Here is a 20,848-nt window from a genome sequence, read left to right on the forward strand (position 1 = left end):
AACAGCCTTTCAGTATCGTCTGCCGTATATTTGCGCCTCAAAATTGAATTAAAAGATGTCAAAACAGATTCCTACGAGGGCGGCAGACTATTCACAATGGTATATTGAACTGGTGAAGCGTGCCGATCTGGCAGAAAATTCGGATGTGAAGGGGTGTATGGTAATCAAACCTTATGGTTACGCCATCTGGGAGAAAATGCAGCAGGCCCTGGATAAGATGTTTAAGGAGACAGGCCACGTCAACGCCTATTTCCCTTTGTTCGTGCCAAAGAGCCTTTTTGAAGCTGAGGAAAAAAATGCAGAAGGCTTCGCGCAAAAGAGTGTGCGATTGTAACTCATTATCGTTTAAAAACAGATCCCAATAATAAAGGCAAGCTGATCGTTGATCCAGATGCAAAGCTTGAAGAAGAATTAGTAGTGAGACCCACCAGTGAAGCGATCATCTGGAGTACTTATAAAAAGTGGGTTCAGTCTTATCGTGATCTTCCAATCCTGATTAATCAATGGGCGAATGTTGTTCGTTGGGAAATGCGCACAAGACTTTTTTTGCGCACTGCTGAATTTCTCTGGCAGGAAGGACATACTGCTCACTCTACTTCACAGGAGGCTGTCAAAGAAACGCGCCAGATGCTGGATGTGTATGCAGACTTTGCGGAAAGCTTCATGGCAATGCCAGTCGTAAAAGGTGTTAAGTCAGAAGGAGAAAGATTTCCGGGAGCGATTGACACGTATTGCATTGAGGCATTGATGCAGGATGGTAAAGCGCTGCAGGCAGGAACTTCTCATTTTCTGGGACAGAATTTCGCAAAAGCTTTTAATGTTCAGTTTACTTCAAAGGAAGGGAAACTTGAGCATGTTTGGGGAACTTCATGGGGCGTCAGCACTCGTCTCATTGGTGCATTGATCATGGCTCATTCCGATGATGATGGATTGATTCTTCCACCAAAGCTTGCGCCGATCCATGTTGTGATCGTTCCTATTTTCAAAAGTGAAGAAGAACTTGCTAAAATTTCAGCAGCAGTGGAGCCTTTGGTAAAAGAGCTTCGCGCAAAAGGATTGTCAGTAAAGTTTGATGATCGCGATACTCAGAAACCAGGTTTCAAGTTTGCGGAATATGAAATGAAAGGTGTACCCGTTCGCATTGCGATAGGGCCACGTGATCTTGAGAACGGAACGGTGGAAGTTGCAAGAAGGGATACGAAAGAAAAAAATGTTATGAAGTATTCTGAAGTTGGAAATGAGATTCCTAAGCTTCTTGAAGATATTCAGACCAACATCTATAACCGGGCTTTGAAGTTCAGATCTGAAAAAACTACTTCTGTTGACACGTTTGAGGAGTTCAAAAATGTCCTCGATGGAAAATCCGGATTTGTATTGGCACATTGGGATGGAACTCCTGAAACCGAAACGAAGATCAAGGAAGAAACGAAGGCAACCATTCGCTGTATTCCACTGGATGCTAAGGAAGAGGCTGGAAAGTGCGTTTATTCAGGCAAACCTTCCACACAAAGAGTTTTGTTTGCAAGGGCTTATTAAGTTGTAGATTTGGTTCTATGACAGACTGGATGACCGTCCTAATTCTGATTTTCCTGGGCATAACCCTCCTGGTGATCGAAATACTCGTAGTTCCCGGAACCACCATTGTTGGAGTAGCAGGAGCTGCTCTTGTGGTGATTGGTGTCATGCTGAGTTTCAAATATTATGGAAGCAACATCGGATGGACCGTTGCTTCCGGTTCTGCAGTACTTTCGGCAGTGATTGTTTACTTCTGTTTTACGTCAGATGTTTGGAAACGATTCGCGTCGAAGGCTACCATTGCAAGTAAGGTTAACGAAGGATCAGTAAGTGATTTAAATGTCGGTATGGAAGGCGTTGCTATTTCTGCTTTGCGTCCCATTGGAAATGCAGAACTGAATGGTAAAGTCAGAGAAGTAAAAACATCCGGCGGATATCTGGAGAGCGGAATTAGGATAAGAATAAAAGAGATCCTCTCAAATCAGATTACAGTAGAGCAAATAAATTAAACTATGGATATCTTTTTATTAATAATGGTTCTTGGAGGGTTTATTCTCTTCTTTATTCTCATGTACTATGTGCCGGTAGGACTTTGGTTCACCGCTATTATTTCAGGAGTGAAAGTTTCAATCTTTGATCTTATCCTGATGAGGATTCGTAAAGTGCCACCAAGCATCATCATCAACTCTTCAATCACAGCAACGAAGGCTGGATTAAAGCTTACCACCAGTGAACTTGAAACACATTACATGGCAGGTGGAAATGTTCCAAACGTTATTCGTGCTTTGATCTCCGCTGAGAAAGCAAATATTAACCTGAGCTTTAAGCAAGCAACTGCCATCAACCTCGCGGGTCGTGATGTATTCGAAGCAGTGCAGATATCAGTTAATCCAAAAGTAATCACCACACCAAAAGTTGCCGCTGTGGCAGCAGATGGTATTCAGTTGATTGCAGTTGCGCGTGTTACCGTCCGTGCCAGCATTGCCCAGTTGGTCGGGGGTGCCGGTGAAGACACCATTCTTGCACGCGTTGGTGAAGGCATTGTAACATCCATTGGTTCAGCGCAATCTCATAAAGAAGTATTGGCGAACCCTGATAAAATATCCAAGCTTGTATTATCACGTGGTCTCGATGCGGGAACAGCCTTCGAAATTCTTTCTATTGATATTGCTGACGTAGATGTAGGCGCAAACATTGGTGCCAAGCTTCAAACAGATCAGGCTGCTGCCGACTTGAAAGTTGCAGAAGCCCGTGCAGAAGAGCGTCGCGCAATGGCGGTAGCCCTTGAGCAGGAAATGATCGCGAAAGCACAGGAAGCAAGAGCAAACGTGATCCAGGCGGAAGCTGAAATCCCTAAAGCAATTGCCCAGGCCTTTGTAAATGGAAATCTTGGTGTAATGGATTATTACAAAATGCAGAATGTACAGGCAGATACGGATATGAGACAATCTATTTCCGGAACTGGAAAAACAGGACAATCACCAAATACAACAGGCAAGTAATTTATAAAGAGTAGAATTCAAGGAGCCTGGCCGAAACGCCGGGCTCTTTTATTTTAACAGAATTGTTTCCCAGGAAGATTTCTGCTGACTCACAAAACTCTTTCTGGCAGGAAGATGAATGAGCCTGGTGTATTGAATAGGAAGAACATTCATTCCATCTTTAGTCAGCACACCGAATTTTTTGTTTTGAAGTACCATAACCTGTTCGTCATTGATAACTTCAATAGCGTCGAAGCGGGGCTCAATCAATATTCTTCCCTGTGTATCCGCCAATCCTTGCTGTCTGCCAAGCGTTAATAGAAAGAGCTGTGATGTTATTTTCTTTATCGAATCATAGCGGAGTTCCAGCAATTCCTTTCCGTCACTGTTGATCATTCCAAACTTTGACTTTCTAGATACCAGTGCCACTTTCTCTTCGAAGTTGCCAGTAAACTCATAGGTCGGTTGAATGATGATCTCATCGGATTTATTGATGTATCCCCATTTGCCCAGTAATTGTATCGGTGCAAGGCCATCATGAAATTCTCCGATTCCTTCATAGCGATTGGCAATGCGAAGACGACCCCGATTATCAACAAAGCCGAACTTCCCATCTCGCTTTATTCCAATGAGACCTTCGCTTTCACGGAATGTTCTTTCAGCAACAATAATCACGGGTTCCTTCCGGCTAATGATCTGTCCCTGAAAGCTGATCTCTTTCTCTGTTCCATCAGAAAGTCTTTCCACCAGATGATCTTCAAAAACGGTGACCTGATGATCCGTAAAGTAGAGTGTGTTTCCCGAAATGTCTTTTAAAAAGAGGAGACTGTCCTGTTTCTCCAGGTAATGGTTGTCAGGAAGAAGCTGAATTGGATTTTTTTGAGGAGGCATCCTCCATTGATCCTGAAGCGTGATAATACCATAATTTCCCTTGAAGATGATTGTTACAAGGGAATCGTTGTGCTGTAAAAGGGAATCGTAAACGCATGCGATCTGCTCTTTGCCATAGCGATCCACCGCACCCCAATGCCCACGGTTTTTTACAGGAAAGAATTTGCCGTTGAAGCGATCCATAAAATCATAAGACTTGTTAGTCTTGCGGATTCCGAAGGTGTCATAGAGCTCCCAGGAAGACTTGCCACCCGACTTTTTCATCGTGCGCACAAAGCCCTGTTGAGTGCACAGTGAGTCAAACGCTATCGGAATTACAGCCGTTTGATTCAACCTAAGGAGCCCAAACTTTCCATCCTTTTTTACAATTGCCTGCTGATCATTAACCGGCCCGATGTAATCATAATCCAGTGGCCATCGGGGTTGTAATATATCACTGACTAGTCCGCTTTTGTTATTGAGGGTAATCCGATACAAACCTTCATTGTTATAGATCAGTTCATCCGCCGGAATGCGCTGAAGATCATGAAACTTTTCATTCATCAGCTTCCATTCATCAGCTTTGCGAACGGTAATGTGATCCGGTCCGATGATGTGAATGGCGCGGTACTGAGGCAGCACTTTAATATCACCGGTGCGATCAATCACGCCTTGCTTCCATCCCTGATGAATGATGGCAAGATCATGATGGAAATCAGAAATATGATCGATGATAAAATCAGTGACCCATTTACCTTCTTCACTGCAGAGCGCAATTTTATCAGAGAAGTTCATGACAGCATAGCGAAGAGATCCTATTGGTGTGATCTTCTTGAACTTCATTGGAAGGATGGAGCGATCATTGAGATCGATAAGTCCGTATTCATAACGCACTCCATTTTTATTCATAACAATGGCGCGAAGAGAATGAATATCGATCGCATCATATTTAATGGGAATGATCTGTTTTCCCTGGAGGTCAATGCATCCAAACTTGATCGTAAATGAATTTACAGATTGACTGACAATGATCCTGTCACTACCCGGCCAGGTCAGTGTTGTAAACTCAGCCTTGGTAATAAATTCTTTTTTGAGATTCAGTAAACCCCAGCGATTGTTCTGACGATATCCGGTGATCTGACCGATCAGTGAAAAATTTCCATCCGACCAGCCAAGTGCATCAAAGGAAGCCGGCAGAACTACTGCCCCCTGACTGTCTTTCAATCCTACCTTTCCATTTTCTTCAAATCGCTGATAGTCACTCGCCAGAAGTGAGGAGGAGAATGCGACAAAAATGAAAAGAAGCCCTGCGAGTTTCATGTAGCATCAAAGTTATGGGATTCCTGAATGAAAATTGAACTGCCTTTCGACAGACGTCATGCCCCTACTTATGCTACTTCTAATTTTTTTCTAATCAGGACTAAAAAAATGATTTCGCTCACGTTTGAAATGCATCTGTGTTTATGCTGATCTGACAGGAATTGCCGACAAGTCGTTTCGGGGGATAATTAACAAGGGTAAATGGGGAATTTTTTCCAACTTCGCAGGGTTATAAGGCCTAAATACCTCGAAATGTACGTTGAACAGCTATACACCAATTGTCTTGCAGAAGCTGCCTATTATATAGAGTCGGAAGGAGAGGCTGCCATCATTGATCCTCTTCGCGAAACGGAACCGTACATATTGCTGGCAAAAAAACGCGGTGCAGTGATCAAGTATGTCTTTGAAACGCACTTTCATGCTGATTTTGTTTCTGGACACATTGACCTGGCGAGAAAGGTGAACGCACCAATTATCTACGGTCCGATGGCTGATACAAAGTACGAGGTCATCAATGCTAAGGATGGCCAGGAGTTCAAACTTGGAAAAGTAACCTTCAGAGTGTTGCATACGCCCGGTCACACACCGGAATCATCGTGCTATTTATTATTGGATGAGAAGGGCAAGGAGCATGCTGTCTTTACAGGCGACACGCTCTTCGTAGGGGATGTAGGCAGACCCGATCTTCTGGACGGTGTGATGAGTCAGGATGACCTGGCGGGAATGTTATATGATTCCCTTAACAGCAAGATCAAAACGCTGAACAACGAAACGATTGTTTATCCAGCTCATGGCCCGGGCTCTGCCTGTGGAAAGAATATTGGAAAAGAAACTTTCTCAACTATTGGCGAACAAAAGAAATTCAACTACGCACTCAAGGAACAAACACGTGAAGAGTTCATTCGTCAGCTGACAGATGGAATTCTTCCTCCTCCTGCTTATTTCTTTGAAGATGCACGCATTAATAAAAACGGTTACGAACCTATTGACGATGTAATGGAAGGTAATTCAACACCGCTTTCTCTGAGTCAGTTTAAGAATGAAATGAACAAAGGAGCGATTGTTCTGGATGTTCGTACAGCAGACGAATTTGAAAGAGGCTTTATTCCCGGAGCAATAAACATCGGATTGAATGGGCAGTTTGCTGTCTGGGCAGGAACATTGCTGGATATCAATCAGCCACTGGTGTTGGTTGCAGAACGTGGAAAAGAAAATGAAACAATTCTTCGCCTTGCACGCGTAGGTTATGAAAAAGTCAGTGGTTATCTGGAAGGAGGTATCTCATCGTGGGATGGAGAGCTTGATACAGTTAAGTCCATTATTGCGGAAGACTTTAAATCGACGGTGAAAAGAGATACGGGAGTTCTGGATGTTCGTAAGCCAGGTGAATGGAATACAGCTCATTTAAAAGATGCACAGTTTGTTCCTCTTGCCAACATGCCTGAAAATCTAGAGGGCTTCGATAAGAACAGAACATACGTTGTTCATTGCGGTGGAGGTTACCGCTCAATGACAGCGATCTCACTGATGAAGCGTGAAGGATTTACCAACCTGATCAATGTTTACGGTGGCTTCAGTGCTATGGTAAACGCAGGTCTTGAAATGGTAACAGAAGAGATGGTTTCTTAAGAAACTAACTTTTTCTCTTATCCAGCCTCACCACATTCTCAACATGTATTGTCTGAGGAAACATATCTACTGGTTGCACAGCGGTGATCTCATACAGCTGATCTAATATTTTAAGATCGCGTGCCTGCGTTGCGGGATTGCAGCTCACATAGACAATTCTTTCAGGCGCCGCTTTCAAAAGCATCTTGCAAACATCTTCATGCATGCCAGATCGTGGAGGATCTGTAATGATGATGTCAGGCCGTCCGTGAGTTTTGAGGAACGATTCATTGAGGAGATCCTTCATGTCGCCGGCATAAAAATCCGTATTCGTGATCTGGTTGATGGATGAATTTACTTTTGCATCATCAATAGCAGCACCTACATATTCCAATCCGACAACTTTCCTGGCCTGACCGGCAACAAAGTTTGCAATCGTCCCTGTGCCAGTGTAAAGATCATACACCAGTTCGTTGCCTTTAAGATCTGCCATTTGCCATGCGATCTTATAAAGTTCAAACGCCTGTTCTGAATTCGTTTGGTAAAAAGATTTTGGACCCACACGGAATTGCAATGTTCCGCTTCCATCCGGCTTCGGCATCGACTCCGTTATGTAGGGATTTCCTTTCCAGCAGATCACATCCAGATCAGCAAACGTATCGTTACGTTTTCCATTGATGATGTAATTCACAGAAGTGATCTGTGGAAACTTTTCAGACAATGCAGTAAGTATTTTTTCCGTCCACTCCATCTTATCATACGTCACCTGCAGTATGACCATGACTTCTCCCGTAGATGCTGTCCGAATGGTGAGTGTCCGTAAGAAGCCTACTTGCTTTCTAAGATCAAAGAATGGAATGTTCTCTCTTAGCGCGACTTCTCTTGCTAATAAGCGGATGTCATTGGATGGTGCAGGCTGCAGATAACATTCTTCAACATCGAAAACTTTATCATACATCCTCGGCAAGTGATAGCCAAGGCCTGGGCTGCCAATATCTTTTCCCTCCACGAGCTCATCACGCGTGAGCCATCGATTCGCAGAGAAAGTATAATCAAGCTTGTTCCGATAATATTTCTGACGCTCTGAACCAAGAATGGATTTCATCGCGGGAAGCTGAAGGCCTCCGATGCGCTCAAGATTATCCACTACCTGCTGCTGTTTGTAAATCAATTGCGTCGGATAGTTGATGTGTTGCCATGAACAACCGCCGCACAAACCGAAGTGTGAACAAAAAGGAGTGGTGCGATTTGCAGACAACTCTTTTATGGTAGTGACTTTTCCTTCCAGGAATGCACTTTTTATTTTGGTGAGTGAAATATCGACAAGATCACCAGGGGCACCACCCGAAATGAATACCACCTGGCCTTCGCGACGTGCAATACATTTTCCTTCGGCGGCCATGGTTTCCACCCTAATGTCAGTAAGAATATCCCCCTTTTTGAGTTGAGTCATAGATGGCAATAACGCGGCTTTTGCGGATTAGTCTACGGTTTTGTTTTTACGGTCGCAATTTACCGAAAGACATTTCAGGACGTGCAGGGCTTTAATTATCTTTCCATCCTCCTCCTATGAAAAAAGGGATCCTTTTCCTGATCTTCCTCATTGTCCCGCTTTTAGGGACTGCCACGCATATTGTGGGTGGTGAGTTTGAGCTCATTCATATCAGCGGGTATCAATACAGGCTAAACCTTGTCATTTATTTTGATGAGATCAATGGATCTCCGCCTGCGAAGGATATAAATGGTCAGGACATCAGGATCTTCAGAAAATTCGATAATGTGGTGATGGCAAATATTCATCTCCCTTATGTCTCCGAAAGTCTGGTAAGTTATACGCAACCCTCATGCTCACATGGTGAACTAAGAACCAGCCGCATACTCTATTCAAATCTTGTAACACTTTCTCCCAATAGTTTCAATCATGCCGCAGGCTATTATATCGGCTGGGAGCGATGCTGTAGAAATTATGGCATCACCAATATCTTTAGTCAGGACCCTAACGCCGGAGGTGTTCTCTATGCAGGCCAGACATTTTATCTTGAGTTTCCTCCCGTTATAAAAAACGGCGTACAATTCATTGATTCAACTCCAAGATTGTTTCCTCCTTTGAATGATTATGCTTGCCCAACCAAGCCTTACTATACAGACTTCGGTGGAACGGATGATGATGATGATTCATTGGTTTACTCCCTGGTCACTCCGTTAAACACCAAGACATCAGAGTCGGTACCGGTCAACGGCTCAAGGCCCGCACCGTATCCCGTAGTGAACTATCGTGTTCCCTTCAGTCCGGCAAATATTATGAACGGTGCACCGGATCTGAAAATCACAACCGATGGATTTCTGACAGTAACCCCAACCACTCAGGGCTTGTATGTCTTTGCTGTAAAGGTGGAAGAGTTTCGAGATAAGGTAAAGATCGGAGAGACGCGTCGCGACTTTCAGATGCTGGTGGTGGATGCATGTCCGGTGGCAGTGCCGCCATCGATTGTCGGAAAGAAGATCGGCGACCCAACCTATTCCAACAGTAAGAATTTGTTTGTCCAGTATAATAATACAACAACCAATGCTCAGCGATGCGTCACAGTAAAAGTATCAGATGAAGATTCTCAAAGGGCCAGTGATAGCTTCAATGAAAAAGTGAAGATCAAAGTAATTCCACTGAACTTCAAGAAAGACCTTTCCGGATTATTACCTTCTGTTATCAATGCAACGCTTTCACATGGCAGCACTGTTGAGTTTGATATTTGCTTCCCGGATTGCCCTCTTCTCTTCCCTGCAGATGCCATCATAGGAATTATTGCCATGGATGATGCCTGCAGCCTGCCATTGACAGATACATTGAAAGTTACCATTCGTGTAGAACCACCACCAAATACAAAGCCCCGATTTGTTCAGCCTGCCACCAATCCGGTTACTGCTGTACTGGCGGAAGGTACACAGGATGCGTGGCCTTATCAGGTAGTTGATGACGATAATGATCCATTGGTGATCACGTTGCTCACCAATAATTTTATACTTGCCGATGCCGGGATGACTTTTAATACACTGAATCAGACCAACGGCGCTGCTGAAGGTGAACTCAAGTGGAATGCGTACTGCGATATTTTTGATTTCACAAAACGAACATCCTTTATGGTCACCATCCAGGTGGAAGATCAGGACCGATGCAAGATTATCAATCCCGCCAAGGAGGTCTTTAACCTTTCCGTGATCCTTCCGGGAAATGCAAGTCCGACGATCGATACGGATCTCACACCTGCCAGCAGAGAGAGAAGGGTAACTGGCATTACCCGGCGAATCAATGAACCTCTTAATTTTTCTGTCACCGGAAAAGATATAGCTGATAATGATCTGCTCGTCCTAACCGGAAGACCCAAAGACTTTGTGCTTTCGGATTATGGCATCACCATCACACCGCCGCTTGTCACCGGCAACGGTCTGGTGAATAGCCTGTTTCAATGGAATATCAGCTGCACATCTGTTGATCTCAAAAAGAAAGACACTTTTGATTTCCAGTTTATCGTTGTAGATAATGCAAATAAGTGCAGGTTTTATAAAGCAGACACTGTAGACGTACAAATGAAAGTGCTGCCGCCGCTCAATCAGGCACCGGTTCTTTCCGTTACAAATTCTAACAGTGCTGCAACTGAATTAAGCAACAATGGAATTTCAACGACGCTGGGGAATGCCATAAAATTATTATTGACTGGCACGGATAACGATCTCGTTCCTGCGAAAGACAACCTTAAGATAGCGTTGGTTTCAAAAGACGGCGAAGTGGCAGCGGAAGGATTTACGTTCTCAGAGATAACCGGGACAAGTCCAATACAGACCACCTTCACCTGGCAGCCCGATTGCAGCATCTTCAAGGATGGCGTCTATGAAAATGATTACACCTTTAAGTTTATGCTGACCGACGATCACTGCATTACCGCAAAGAAAGATTCGGTCACGATCACGGTAAAGATCAAAGACCTTGATGGATCTGATTCGAACTTTATGCCGCCTAATTTCTTTTCTCCCAATGGAGATAATGTAAATGATTACTTCGCTATGGAGTTAAAAGATAATACGACAGGTGAGGTAAAGAATATTCTGCCACTTGATAACTGCGCTTCCCAGTTTGAATCGGTTCGTATATACAACCGCTGGGGAAATCAGGTGTATCAAAGTTTAGAACGGAATTTCCAATGGGATGGAAAAGGCGAATCGGCTGGCGTCTATTTCTATTTCTTGAAGTACACTGAAAAAGAGTACAGGGGAACAGTATCGCTGAGATACTAAGCCATTGCCTTTTCTGCAATTTCCATTTCCTGGAAGTTGAGTAATTTGTATCAGTTTTCTTACCCACCTTTATACTGACTGATGAAGAAAGCGTTGCTTTTTATCATGCTGCTATCAGGTTCCTTAGCGGGAAATGCCTCGCACATTGTGGGAGGTGAGTTTGAGCTTATCCACCTGACGGGTATACGGTACCGGTTCAATATGATCCTGTACTTTGATGAATTGCACGGTGATAATTCGGCAAGGGATGATCTTGCGAATGTCAGGATCTTTCGCATGAGCGATAACAAGATCATGGCGGATCTTCCTGTGCCAAGAATGTTCACTTCTAGTGTTGGTTATACGCAGCCTGCGTGTGCTCATGGTGAAATTGTCACCACCAAATACGTCTTTACCATCTTCATTGATTTGTCTCCCACCATATTTAATGATCCGGGAGGTTATTATGCAGTTTATGGAAGATGCTGCCGCAACTATGGCATCACGAATATTATCAGTGAACAAAATTTTCCTAATAATGTTGGCCAATCATTTTATATGGAGTTCCCTCCGGTTGTGAAAGATGGTCTGCCTTTCATTGATTCAACTCCACGCCTGTTCCCTCCATTGAATGATTACGCATGCCCTAACAGACCTTACTATGCTGACTTCCGTGGAGTGGATGATGATGGAGATTCACTTGTCTATTCCATGGTGACACCCCTGGACATTGCAACCGGTGGAGGTAATAATAATCCAAGCACGGCAAGACCTTATCCCGAAGTACGATGGCGACCGGGGTATAGCCTTAATAGTATCATGAAAGGAGCTCCTGATCTGAGGATCACACGCGATGGAATATTAAGCGTAACTCCAACTATTCAGGGATTGTTTGTCTTTGCTGTGAAGATAGAATCGTTCAGGGATAAGAAGAAGATAGGAGAGACCCGGCGGGATTTTCAACTGCTGGTAGTTGATCATTGCGATTTCAGTGATCCGCCACAGATCCTGGGAAAGAAATTGACGGACCCAACGTATACCTATGACAATACGATGCAGGTTTCTTTCACCAATACTGTACCTGCAAATCAGCGGTGCGTAATGGTAAAGGTAACAGACCCTGATGCGAATAATCCGCTTTCTTTCTTTTCTGAAACGGTAAAGATCAAGGCAATCCCAATCAATTTCAAAGGAGATGTAAGTGCGATCATTCCTGCAGTCAGTGATGCGACATTAATATATGGAGGGTTTGTTGAATTTCAGATCTGTTTTCCGGAATGCCCATTGTCATTTACCGGAGGTGATCCTGTCATTGGTATCATTGCAATGGACGATGCCTGCAGTGTTCCCCTGATGGATACATTAAAAATAACAGTGCATGTGGAGTCGCCTCAGAACAGCAAGCCGCGGTTTATAATGCCCGTGGTCAACCCCGCATCGGCAACACTCAATGAAGGAACACGGGGATCATGGCCATTTGATATTGTAGATGATGATGGTGATGAGCTGGTGATCACGGTGCTCACCAACGGATTTGATATGGCCACAGCCGGAATGACGCTGAATACTCTTCATCAGACACTGGGTGCGGCAGATGGAGAATTGAAGTGGGATGCGTTCTGTGATATTTACAATTTTACCCAGCGAACATCCTTTCAGGTGACGCTGCAGGTGGAGGACCGGGATTTCTGTTTAAGTCCGAATCCTGCCAACCAGGTCTTCAATCTCAATGTCATTCTTCCAGGCAATACTGATCCTACCATTGACACCGACCTGACACCCGTAGTGAATGAACGATATGTGACTGGCATCACGCGAAGTATTTATGAGACCTTGAATTTTAAAGTGACAGGAAAAGATCTTACTGACAATGATGCGCTCGTGCTCAGTGCAAAAGGAAAGAATTTTGTGTTGTCGGATTATGGTATTGTGATCACACCGAATCCTGCATCAGCAATGAGTTCCGTTTCATCGGATCTTGGCTGGACAGTGAATTGCACTTCCGTGGATCTCAAAAAGAAAGACACATTTGATTTTCAGTTTATTGTTGTGGATAATCAGAACAAGTGCAGGATCTACAAAGCAGATACCGTAGATGTTTCTGTGAAGATCCTGCCGCCGCCGAATTTGAAACCGCAGCTGGTGGTGGTGAATGAGAATTCATCTGAGACAACACTCACCAGTGACTATCGGATGTCGATGACGGTAGGGAATGCAGTGCGGTTGTCATTGACAGGAACAGACGGTGATAATTTTCCTGCGAAGGATAATTTGAAACTGGAGCTTGTAAAATTTTCGGGAAACGTGGACCCGGAGGGATTTAATTTCAGAACGGTGAGTGGGAATAGTCCGGTGCAGACGAACTTCCGCTGGCAGCCGGACTGCTCCATCTTTAAAGATCGTGTCTTTACCAACGATTATTCTTTTATGTTCAGGCTGTCAGATGATCATTGTGCCAGCGCGAAATCTGACACGGTAGAATTTAAGCTTACGATCAGGGATGTAGATGGATCAGACAGCGGCTTTATCCCACCGAATTTCTTTTCACCGAACGGAGATAACATCAATGATTACTTCGCGATGGAAATGAAAGATCACACCACAGGAGAATTGACGAATATCCTGCCAAAGGATAACTGCGAGATGAAGTTTGAATCTGTTCGAATTTATGATCGATGGGGTAAGGAAGTATTCCGGAGTGCGGAACGTGATTTCAAATGGGATGGAAAGGGAGAGATCGCAGGAGTTTACTTCTACTATCTGAAATATACCGAACGGGAATACAGAGGGACGGTGCTGTTGAGGTTCTGACGGTGACGTCAGTTACAACTTGATCTCGCGTATCAGAAAATCTTTTACGAATACCTCCTGATCCCTCCAGGCAACCCGCAGCCATACATCTTTCTTGCCTTTGATCTCAAGCTGGTGACCTTCACCAATAATAGCAACGACAGAGGCGCCGGCAGAAGGACCGTCCATTAAATATGTAGGGGCACCGGCTACGATACCGCGTTCATCTTTCAGACTGAAGTTTACATGAATGAATAATACTGTCAGGGTGATGGCGAACGCCATGCCTGTGAATGCTGGTTTGATCTTCAGCTTCACGCGCTGATAATACATGGAGGCGAACAGAAACACGGTGATGGAAGCGAGCAGCCAGGCGATGATGTTATAATGCTCTTGTAACCATGCGAGGGCACGGGTGGAGTCGTTGGTTTTGTAGCCTTCGAGGTTATTCTTTTCGGCGAGCTCTTCCATTTTTTTGAGAGCCTGTGCATCATCGGAAGCGATGAAATAAAGATTGAGATAATAAAGTGATTCGCCGAGGTGACCGAGACCCTCCTGTATATGTGCCATCTTCAGAAGCATGGAAGCGGAATAATTCCCTTCTTTATAAATGCCTTTGTAGAGGTCAAGCGCCTGTGTGTACTGTTTGTTATTATATGAGGAGTCGGCGGCTTTGAGAACGAATGTGGAAGGAGCAGCCATCACGGTGGAGGCCAAAGCGATAAAAACGATTACCAGAATATTACAAACCCTCTTTTGCATATTTTTCACTTCCTGCTACCTTTGCGGGCTCAATTACGGAAAACCCCTTAAAACGGGCAAATATTTGCAAGTCAGAGGGAGTAATTGAGGCATGAAAGGCAAATACGTTGACCGCGAAGCTTTAGCAAGGCGGGCAAAGTAAGAAATAGGTAAGCGTAGTTCGTTAACAAATGGACTGCGTCGGCCGAAAAAGTAATTGACGTTTTGAGGCTCTCAAAGGACAGTGTCCAACGGAGCTGCCTCAGCGTAGTTGGATCTCGTAGCTCAGCTGGTAGAGCAATACACTTTTAATGTATGGGTCCTGGGTTCGAGTCCCAGCGGGGTCACTTGTAAATTTAGGGAAAGACAGTTCAAGTCTTTCTCCTTTTTATTGACCGACAATGGCTTACATGGTCATTGGTGACGGTTGGTCATTTCCACAAGTGTCTCGCAGGGAAATTTGTGGAATATTATGATTTACACAACTCTCTCAAATTCATGGATTTCCAAATGGTGTTTCTGGTTCCCCCGTAACCACGCAATATTTTGCGAGTTTCCACAAATAAGAACGATTCTTCTAGGTGTTTTTTAACAACGTTTCCACAACGAGAAACCTATGGAATCATTTTCGAAAATCATATTACAACAGCGCAAGGGTTACAGGGAAGTATTTATTTATTATTCGAGGTATGGAGCAAAATTCAGAGAGTCGACAAAAGTCAAAATATTTGATCTGGGAATTGTCGATGTGGAAGGGGTATTGAATGATTCGTTGAATAGGCATCGTATACAACAGCTGCATCAATGTATTGAGAATTTGATACGACAGCATTTCATACAATATGATGAACAGCCTCTTTGCCAGTGGTTAAGAATTGAGTTTAATAAACTTAGAATCAAGGAATACTTAGGGCAACCGGCATTCACTTCAGAAGAAATTGAGATGTCTGAATCAACATCATCGCAAATTTTAGAAAGTCAAGCCGGGAGCATTGAGGATGACATATTTTTCTACTGGCCTGATTTTATTGATGTCAAGCGACAGACTACCCGGACCGAAGGAACGATCAAAAGATACAATAATCTGTTGGTCACTATTCGGAAGTTCAAGGAGGCGAACATTGAGAAGGGATATGGTATGATTGGTTTGAATTCATTGAACCAGCCTTTCTTTAACGATCTTGTTTGCTACATGATAAAGGAGCACGAATATTTCCGGAATACAAAATCAGGCTCGATAACTTCCGAAATCCCTGAGACTGGCTTGAGTAATGAGACGATTATTAAAAGGCTCACCGATCTCATTGAATACCTGGGTTATTGTAAGCGAAGAAAAAATGTAAGTGTTGACACGGAGGCGCTCCTGGAGTATATCAAAATTTCCAAGTTCAAGTATGGCGTGGTTAAACAATGCGACTCCAAGAAATGGGAACTGACACTCACCATCGAAGAGTTGCAGTTTATGATCAATCTGGATTACTACGAACCGGAATTCTATGAGTCGTTGTCACTGATGCAAAAACGATATCTGGATATATTGATCTTTATGTGCTTACAAGGAACTGCACCTATTGACACTGAGAAAATAAAAGAGACTGACGTGGTAAGAGGAAAATTAGTGGGCGACAGAAGGAAAACCCGAACCGGTTTCAAAGTTGAGCTCGATCCAGTCGCTGAAATGATCCTGAAAAAATATTCTTATAACCTGAATTTTCATGATCAGAAATTTAATGACGCGATCAAAAAGATACTTATTACTGCTTTTGAATTGTATCGACCATATTTTGAAGACAAGTATGACGAAGAGTATGAGCTTATTTACACGCAAAGAAAATCAAAGGGTGACGAGGAGTTTCTGCTCATTCAGCATAAAGGTCTGTTTGCTGAAGCTATGACAGGTCGTAGGACGTTTATTACGAATCTTAACGAAGAAGCGAATGAAATTGGAATGCGGGAAAATATGAGAAGAACGGGGCATTCCAGAATTCAAACACACCTGGGTTATCAGAAGGATCGTCAAACGGGAAGAAACTCAAAAGTAAAAAGTTTGTTCGGAGTAAGTAAAATAATTCAATCCGAAGCAGTTGAAATAGATGTCAAATCAGTTTTTCGTGCGCGGCGCCAGCAGATTATTTTAAACGATATTATTTCGTGATGATAAGCTCTTCTTAAATTCTATCTCTTCTTTAATAAAAAAACTTTATTTCCGCAGGTTCAAATAACCAAGTAATCTTGAATAGCGGATATGCTACTGGCTGTTAATAAGAGGTATAGGCTTTGAAAGTTAAAAAGACTCCAAGCCCAAAGACAATCATCGCTTCTCCAATTATCAATACATTGTTATCTACAATCTTAAGTTGTGTTTCAGGCGCAAACATCCTGAATAACCCTAACAATATAGCCATACAACCGGTTAGCGTTATTAACGTCGGCCAATGCCATCCCCAGAGATTATGATTAAGTACAATGGAAAGACCCGCCACAAAAAGTAGAGACCCGTTCAGGTAAACTCCGGCAGCTGTATTATTAACCCATATATGTGAATTGTAAGCTTCCGATATAGTTAACACAATGATCGATGGGCCGATCAGTTTTGCGAGTTTCCTGGAATTCGTCATTGATTTATTTTTGGATGGTTAGAAAGGAAATTCAATAGTGAACACAGCACTATCCTTCACCTATTAAGGCAAGGTAAAACAGCAGAAACGCCGCGGCGCTCATTAATATTAATGTGATCGTTCCGAGAATGTTTGATTTTTTTCCATTAGTGAAATTTCCCATGATCGCGCGGTTGTTAGAAATATGCATCACGATAGCGATGATCACGGGAGAAGTAACTCCGTACAGGATGGCCGAATAGATCAATGCTTTGATAGGGCTTATGCCAATATAATTTATGGCGAGCCCCATGAGAAGAGATACGATGACGACCAGGTAGAAGGGGCGGGCTTCATGAAATTTCTTATCAAGTCCTTCTTCCCAGTCAAACGTCTCAGATATGATGTATGAGAGGGATCCGGCCAACACCGGTATAGCCAGGAAACCGGTGCCGATCACGCCAATGGCAAAAAGGTAGTAGGCGGCGTCACCTGCCAGAGGTTTGAGCGCTTCTGCCGCCTGCTGAACGGTCTCGATGTTGTTAATGCCTCCATTGAAAAGGACGGTCCCAGTGGTAAGGATAATAAAGAACATGACCACGTTTGAGAACAGCATTCCGAAGTTTACGTCAAGGCGCATTCTGTTGATCAACCTTTTATCGACAACGACGTTTTGCTGATGCTTAAGATCTTCTGATTCCATGGTCGCTTGCCAGAAAAACAAATAAGGTGAGATGGTGGTGCCGAGTACCGCTACCAGGATGGCTACATATTCTTTGTTGAAATGAATTTCAGGAACCAGTGTATTGTAGAGGATCATATTCCAGTCCTGCTTAGTCAAGAATGGAACAACAAGGTAAACCAGTAAGACAATGCAAAGATATTTTAGTGTGCTTGCGATTTTGTTATAAGGCCAGTAGACAATCGCGACTATAAGCATAACCGTAAAAAGGACACTAAAAATCCCGGGATGTACTGCTGGAACAATCAAGTTGGCGACAGCGCCCATGCCAGCGATATCCGCTCCAATGTTGAGTACGATCGCGGGAAAGCTAAATAATACCATCAGGTACAAAACAGATTTTGGGTAATGTTTTTTCAAGGTACCGGTAAGTCCCGAGGAGGTGACAAGCCCGATCCGCGCGCACATTTCCTGTATCGAGGCCATTAATGGAAAGGTGATGAGTGCTGTCCAGAGTGTTGATAGGCCAAAGCTTGCACCCGCCTGTGAATAAGTGGCGATGCCGGAAGGATCATCATCACTGGAGCCGGTAATAAGACCTGGCCCAAGGGTTGAAAAGAAATTTTTTATCCTGCGTCCCAGTGTTGCTTTCCTGGAAGGTGATAACGACGTGTCATGGATCTTAACCATTTCCATGCATCAGCTTTGTTGAACGGCATCCTTCATGTGGCGATAGATCCGCTTGATCTTTCGTTCGATGGAGGCATCGTTAAATGGATTGGTGGTTACAATGCGATTGACATCCCTGATAAGGTGATGGGTGAGTTCCCCGGCTCTTTTCATTCCTGAATGATACGCTTTCCGGAACTGATAGTCCCGGACCAGGAAACGAAGGCGCAGGATCTCCAGCTTGAGCTTGTATTTTTCCATCTCATGGGAAAAGACTTTCGTTTGTATCAATGAGAGGAATTGTTCAGATAGTTTTTGTTCGATGGACAGGAGACACGATGTGATGTTTGTTTTGTGCGAGGTCAGTTGCAGGTTATTATCAACGGCGGTCAGGAGCAATGCTTCTAACTGTTGAAAAAGAGGTTGCAGCTCAATGGCTTCGATCCCTGGCATGGCTGAAACTGCCTTTTTTAATTCCAGCACATGGTGCAAGAATTCAAGGTTCAGTATCCTGAATTTTTCCTGGACTTTTTCTGGTTGGCTGCCAAGCTCCTTGCCGAGCAACTCCAGTTCTTGTGGTACGTCAAGGAGGTTCAGAATGATCTGGTGTAAAACGGCTGTTTTTTCACCTGAATTGATTGCGTCCATACCTTAATAATTTACCGAACTTACTTCCGAGCGCAGTATGGGAATATGACGTTTGTCAGTCCCCTCAATGAATTTGCTCATGGCGGAGGGAACTTGTAAATTTTGAGGATGCTATAATCACAAAAACAGTAACCTATGCCGCTTTCCCCCGAAAACCGACAGCTTATTTTTGACACGATTAAAAACAGTTTGAAAAAATGCTCTCCGCCGATGGTAGTGGCAAAAGATAAAAAAGATGTCTTCGAGCTGATTGGAAATATTCCCGTACCGTATGGGAGCACAAAGAAAATTATTCCAGGAATGTATTTTTCATCCGTCGTACCGCGCAAGGATATGGTGAGCTTCTATTTTGTTCCGATGTATTACCACGAAAAAGATTATGCCGATGTCATTCCAAATCTTGGAAAATGCCTGAAAGGAAAGATCTGTTTTAATTTCAGGAAGCCCGAGCAGGTACATGTAAAGGAGCTGGAAAAAATGCTCAGGCAGGGTGTGAAAGCATGGAAAAACAACAAGTATATGAAGTAGTGTTGATGCGTTTTATTTACTGCTTCGGCGTTTCTTCAGCAACATTTCGATAGACCTGGGAACAGGACGGCAATGACAGGCGACCTGATGCGCGGCGTGCCAGGTTAAACGCTCCTCAAGCGTAGCATTCTTTTTCATAGGATGCTGCTGGTGCCAGGTTTTATTCATTTTCTTTTCGGCTTTTTAAAATCATAGATGTCTTTGAGCACCACGGAGTCACCCTGCTCATTGATCACACGAAGATCGTACCGAAAGGTAACGCGGGTGCCAATCGGAGAATTGAAATAGATCGTCCATGCATCCGTTTCGCTGGTACCGATGCACCCATGGGAGAAAGGCTGACCGAGGGTGTTGGGATTAGAGGTAGGATGGATCAAGGTGCCGTAACGGATGCCATTAATGGAAGGCTCAAGCCAGGGAATCACAGGCATCTTAGTATAGCGCCCATCGTCCCGGCAGGTCCGTTCATATTTTTTTCCTGTCTCCGGGTTGACAATGTAAGGCAGGTGGGCGATCCTGATGATTTCCCCTTCGCCTACGGGTGTCCGAAGATTGACGACGTGCTTGGCCACTTCGAGGTATTCTTCTTTATTTCTACCCACGCGCACAGGACATATTAATATAGTGTCGCCTCCCTGCATCAATCGAAGTTTGAATTCCGGAATGTTCACGTCAATCCAGGTAGAAGCCAGCTTTGCGTGAATGGACGCTGCAGCCAGGCTATCGGGGAGAAGGATGCTATCACCTGCATGAAGAATGATATGAACAGGCTGGTCATAGAGGAATATATTTCGTTTCATTCTCTCATAATAGTCAGTTGCTTTCAGTGAATCCATGATCCACGGATTAACGTGTGCCAGAACGTATTCATCCAGGTGAAGTGATGAGTCGGCCATTGATGCAACACCTTGTAAATAGTCAAAGTAATCCTTGATCCGTATGTCGTGGTCTACACGATGATAGACCACCGGTATCTTACTAAAAGAAGGGAGCGTGTTCAGTGTATCGGGTTGTAGCCACGATGAAATATTTTCTTTGTAGTGATTGACCGAAAGAGGGATCAATACAATCAACAGGATCGCAAGAATCGAGAACAGGATGTGTTTATGGGAGGGCATTTTGTAAATTCATTT

14 protein-coding genes, 1 tRNA gene and 1 pseudogene are annotated in these 20,848 nt (G+C 43.8%); 9 read left to right on the forward strand and 7 right to left on the reverse strand.

The annotated features are described in order from the left end of the window. Nucleotides 1-55: 55 nt before the first annotated feature. The 3 genes and pseudogenes from HOP08_12170 to floA all read left to right on the forward strand — a co-directional run bounded on the left by HOP08_12170 (nt 56) and on the right by floA (nt 3,017). Nucleotides 56-1,536, forward strand: a pseudogene (locus HOP08_12170) (proline--tRNA ligase). A gap of 29 nt (nt 1,537-1,565) precedes the next feature. Beyond that, nucleotides 1,566-2,024 carry a hypothetical protein gene (locus HOP08_12175; protein ID NOT75675.1) on the forward strand — a complete coding sequence of 153 codons (459 nt, stop codon included), beginning with the start codon at nt 1,566-1,568 and terminating at the stop codon, nt 2,022-2,024. A 3-nt stretch (nt 2,025-2,027) separates the two neighbouring features. Then, entirely contained in the window at nt 2,028-3,017 is a 990-nt protein-coding gene (gene floA / locus HOP08_12180; GenBank protein NOT75676.1) for a flotillin-like protein FloA, read from the forward strand. Nucleotides 3,018-3,065: 48 nt separating this feature from the next. On the opposite strand, the gene HOP08_12185 is transcribed toward floA, so the two are convergent. Next, a complete protein-coding gene (locus HOP08_12185; protein NOT75677.1) occupies nt 3,066-5,186 on the reverse strand; it encodes a WG repeat-containing protein in 2,121 nt (706 codons plus the stop codon). A 252-nt stretch (nt 5,187-5,438) separates the two neighbouring features. On the opposite strand from HOP08_12185, the gene HOP08_12190 reads away from it, so the two are divergent. Further along, nucleotides 5,439-6,815 (forward strand): MBL fold metallo-hydrolase, encoded by a 1,377-nt coding sequence (locus HOP08_12190; protein NOT75678.1) that lies wholly within the window; start codon nt 5,439-5,441, stop codon nt 6,813-6,815. Between the two features lie 4 nt (nt 6,816-6,819). Here HOP08_12190 and rlmD read toward each other — a convergent pair whose 3' ends face one another. Next, entirely contained in the window at nt 6,820-8,247 is a 1,428-nt protein-coding gene (gene rlmD, locus HOP08_12195; protein ID NOT75679.1) for a 23S rRNA (uracil(1939)-C(5))-methyltransferase RlmD, read from the reverse strand. 116 nt (nt 8,248-8,363) lie between these two features. On the opposite strand from rlmD, the gene HOP08_12200 reads away from it, so the two are divergent. Both HOP08_12200 and HOP08_12205 read left to right on the forward strand, forming a co-directional pair. Next, nucleotides 8,364-11,081, forward strand: coding sequence for a gliding motility-associated C-terminal domain-containing protein (locus HOP08_12200; GenBank protein ID NOT75680.1), 2,718 nt, complete (start codon nt 8,364-8,366; stop codon nt 11,079-11,081). An 81-nt stretch (nt 11,082-11,162) separates the two neighbouring features. Beyond that, complete coding sequence (locus HOP08_12205) at nt 11,163-13,871, forward strand: hypothetical protein (GenBank protein ID NOT75681.1); 2,709 nt, start codon at nt 11,163-11,165, stop codon at nt 13,869-13,871. 12 nt (nt 13,872-13,883) lie between these two features. Here the strand turns inward: HOP08_12205 and HOP08_12210 are convergent, their stop codons facing one another. Further along, the gene (locus HOP08_12210) at nt 13,884-14,612 is read right to left on the reverse strand and encodes a hypothetical protein (protein NOT75682.1); all 729 of its coding nucleotides are present in this window, start codon (nt 14,610-14,612) and stop codon (nt 13,884-13,886) included. A 253-nt stretch (nt 14,613-14,865) separates the two neighbouring features. Between HOP08_12210 and HOP08_12215 the strand changes: the two genes are divergently transcribed. Both HOP08_12215 and HOP08_12220 read left to right on the forward strand, forming a co-directional pair. Beyond that, nucleotides 14,866-14,938, forward strand: a tRNA-Lys gene (locus tag HOP08_12215). 269 nt (nt 14,939-15,207) lie between these two features. After that, nucleotides 15,208-16,746 (forward strand): hypothetical protein, encoded by a 1,539-nt coding sequence (locus tag HOP08_12220; protein ID NOT75683.1) that lies wholly within the window; start codon nt 15,208-15,210, stop codon nt 16,744-16,746. Between the two features lie 103 nt (nt 16,747-16,849). On the opposite strand, the gene HOP08_12225 is transcribed toward HOP08_12220, so the two are convergent. The 3 genes from HOP08_12225 to HOP08_12235 are packed head-to-tail and all read right to left on the reverse strand — an operon-like array spanning nt 16,850 to nt 19,187. Next, the gene (locus HOP08_12225) at nt 16,850-17,209 is read right to left on the reverse strand and encodes a hypothetical protein (protein NOT75684.1); all 360 of its coding nucleotides are present in this window, start codon (nt 17,207-17,209) and stop codon (nt 16,850-16,852) included. A 49-nt stretch (nt 17,210-17,258) separates the two neighbouring features. Beyond that, nucleotides 17,259-18,566: a divalent metal cation transporter gene (locus HOP08_12230; GenBank protein NOT75685.1), complete on the reverse strand. Its 1,308-nt coding sequence runs from the start codon at nt 18,564-18,566 to the stop codon at nt 17,259-17,261. Between the two features lie 3 nt (nt 18,567-18,569). After that, on the reverse strand, nt 18,570-19,187 hold the full coding sequence (locus HOP08_12235) for a hypothetical protein (protein ID NOT75686.1): 618 nt from the start codon (nt 19,185-19,187) through the stop codon (nt 18,570-18,572). A 135-nt stretch (nt 19,188-19,322) separates the two neighbouring features. On the opposite strand from HOP08_12235, the gene HOP08_12240 reads away from it, so the two are divergent. Then, nucleotides 19,323-19,715, forward strand: coding sequence for a hypothetical protein (locus tag HOP08_12240; GenBank protein ID NOT75687.1), 393 nt, complete (start codon nt 19,323-19,325; stop codon nt 19,713-19,715). Between the two features lie 164 nt (nt 19,716-19,879). Here HOP08_12240 and HOP08_12245 read toward each other — a convergent pair whose 3' ends face one another. Further along, on the reverse strand, nt 19,880-20,833 hold the full coding sequence (locus HOP08_12245; GenBank protein NOT75688.1) for a L,D-transpeptidase: 954 nt from the start codon (nt 20,831-20,833) through the stop codon (nt 19,880-19,882). Between the last annotated feature and the right edge of the window lie 15 nt (nt 20,834-20,848).

It is taken from the genome of Cyclobacteriaceae bacterium (assembly GCA_013141055.1).
GTDB lineage: Bacteria > Bacteroidota > Bacteroidia > Cytophagales > Cyclobacteriaceae > ELB16-189.

Bases quoted from the DNA above. Each gene is read 5' to 3' on its own strand.
- HOP08_12175 (NOT75675.1), top strand. From the start codon at position 1,566: ATGACCGTCCTAATTCTGATTTTCCTGGGCATAACCCTCCTGGTGATC.
- floA (NOT75676.1), top strand. From the start codon at position 2,028: ATGGATATCTTTTTATTAATAATGGTTCTTGGAGGGTTTATTCTCTTC.
- HOP08_12185 (NOT75677.1), bottom strand. From the start codon at position 5,186: ATGAAACTCGCAGGGCTTCTTTTCATTTTTGTCGCATTCTCCTCCTCA.
- HOP08_12190 (NOT75678.1), top strand. From the start codon at position 5,439: ATGTACGTTGAACAGCTATACACCAATTGTCTTGCAGAAGCTGCCTAT.
- rlmD (NOT75679.1), bottom strand. From the start codon at position 8,247: ATGACTCAACTCAAAAAGGGGGATATTCTTACTGACATTAGGGTGGAA.
- HOP08_12200 (NOT75680.1), top strand. From the start codon at position 8,364: ATGAAAAAAGGGATCCTTTTCCTGATCTTCCTCATTGTCCCGCTTTTA.
- HOP08_12205 (NOT75681.1), top strand. From the start codon at position 11,163: ATGAAGAAAGCGTTGCTTTTTATCATGCTGCTATCAGGTTCCTTAGCG.
- HOP08_12210 (NOT75682.1), bottom strand. From the start codon at position 14,612: ATGCAAAAGAGGGTTTGTAATATTCTGGTAATCGTTTTTATCGCTTTG.
- HOP08_12220 (NOT75683.1), top strand. From the start codon at position 15,208: ATGGAATCATTTTCGAAAATCATATTACAACAGCGCAAGGGTTACAGG.
- HOP08_12225 (NOT75684.1), bottom strand. From the start codon at position 17,209: ATGACGAATTCCAGGAAACTCGCAAAACTGATCGGCCCATCGATCATT.
- HOP08_12230 (NOT75685.1), bottom strand. From the start codon at position 18,566: ATGGAAATGGTTAAGATCCATGACACGTCGTTATCACCTTCCAGGAAA.
- HOP08_12235 (NOT75686.1), bottom strand. From the start codon at position 19,187: ATGGACGCAATCAATTCAGGTGAAAAAACAGCCGTTTTACACCAGATC.
- HOP08_12240 (NOT75687.1), top strand. From the start codon at position 19,323: ATGCCGCTTTCCCCCGAAAACCGACAGCTTATTTTTGACACGATTAAA.
- HOP08_12245 (NOT75688.1), bottom strand. From the start codon at position 20,833: ATGCCCTCCCATAAACACATCCTGTTCTCGATTCTTGCGATCCTGTTG.